The following is a 421-nucleotide window of genomic DNA, read 5'->3' on the forward strand; positions in this document are numbered from 1 at the left end:
TCAGATGGCCTTTTATAACCAAAAAGATTCCGTTGCAACTTTATGTGCGATGAAAACAGATAACAAGCCCACACAGGACTCTGTGAATAAAGCTTTAAAAAAAGCCGCTGAGAGTAAGGAATGGGGAATAGTAGAATATTTGTGCACCTTAGAAAGCAATAATAAGCCAAATCAAGAAGCAGTCAGTTATAGTCTTAAGAAGGCTATTGATGAGAGTACTTGGGAATTAGCAGCACGTCTTTGTGCGATAAAAACCGATAATAAACCCAATCAAAAAACAATAAACTATACACTTAGGGAAGCAGTTTTCTTCAAAAAGGAAAAACTGCTAGAAACCTTGTGCTCCATGGATACTGAGAACAAGCCAGAGCAAACTGCAGTAAATGATGCTCTTAAAAAGATTATTGATGAGCACAATTGG

The 421-nt window shown here is 37.1% G+C and carries 1 protein-coding gene; it reads left to right on the plus strand.

Going from position 1 to position 421, the window contains the following annotated elements; all coding sequences use genetic code 11:
• Positions 1-421, plus strand: a 421-nt coding sequence (locus Lbru_RS17385; protein ID WP_193786923.1) for a hypothetical protein, incomplete at both ends; no start/stop codon positions are given.

Origin of the sequence: Legionella brunensis, assembly GCF_001467025.1 — a bacterium.
Taxonomy (GTDB): Bacteria; Pseudomonadota; Gammaproteobacteria; order Legionellales; family Legionellaceae; genus Tatlockia; species Tatlockia brunensis.